At 68.5% G+C, this 213-nt stretch carries 1 protein-coding gene; it reads right to left on the bottom strand.

Annotated features, from left to right (window positions below; genetic code table 11):
- The coding region (locus tag QM841_RS43090) for an NAD(P)(+) transhydrogenase (Re/Si-specific) subunit beta (RefSeq protein WP_283336819.1) at positions 1-211 on the bottom strand (211 nt) is incomplete at its 3' end.
- Between the last annotated feature and the right edge of the window lie 2 nt (positions 212-213).

Genomic DNA, 213 nt, shown 5'->3' with positions numbered 1-213 from the left:
ACAGTGCCACCAGCTGCGGCATCGCGGTCATCTTCGTCCGCAACGCCGGCGGCACACCCAGGATCACACCGATCACCAGGCCGGCGACGATCAGCACCCAGTTGGAGGTGTCCCGGATCGCGATCAGAGTGGCGACCACCGCGACACCCATCCCGGCGGCGGCGATCTGGTTACCGCGGACCGCGGTCTTCGGGCCGGTCAGGCCCATCAGAC

It is taken from the genome of Rhodococcus sp. IEGM 1307 (assembly GCF_030056915.1).
In the GTDB taxonomy this organism is placed as follows: Bacteria; Actinomycetota; Actinomycetes; order Mycobacteriales; family Mycobacteriaceae; genus Rhodococcus_F; species Rhodococcus_F opacus_D.
This window is presented reverse-complemented; position numbering and strand designations above follow the sequence as displayed.